Below are 364 nucleotides of genomic sequence, written 5' to 3'. Positions count from 1 at the left end.
CCCAGGATCTCTCCGGCGCGCAGCTGAAAGGACGACACCGGGCCGCCGCGACGCAACTGCACCTCGACCGCCTCCAGCACGACGGGGGCCGCGGGGTCGCGGGCGGGCTTGGGGGGAAAGCTGTTCTCGATGCGGCGGCCGACCATCATCTCGACCAGGCGGTCGATGGTGACGTCGGCGACATCGGTGCTGCCGACATATTCGCCGTCGCGCAGCACGGTGATGCGGTCGCAGATCTCGAAGATCTCGTCCAGGTGGTGCGAGATGAAAACGATGGCCACCCCGGCGGCGCGCAGTTCGCGCATGACCTTGAACAGGTGTTCGGTCTCAGACGGGGTCAGGGTCGCGGTGGGTTCGTCCAGGA

1 pseudogene is annotated in these 364 nt (G+C 67.6%); it reads right to left on the bottom strand.

Going from position 1 to position 364, the window contains the following annotated elements:
- A pseudogene (locus tag TW83_RS16910) lies at positions 1 to 364 on the bottom strand (sugar ABC transporter ATP-binding protein); the annotation flags it as partial.

It is taken from the genome of Paracoccus sp. S4493, from assembly GCF_000967735.1.
GTDB classification, from domain to species: Bacteria; Pseudomonadota; Alphaproteobacteria; order Rhodobacterales; family Rhodobacteraceae; genus Paracoccus; species Paracoccus marcusii.
This window is presented reverse-complemented; position numbering and strand designations above follow the sequence as displayed.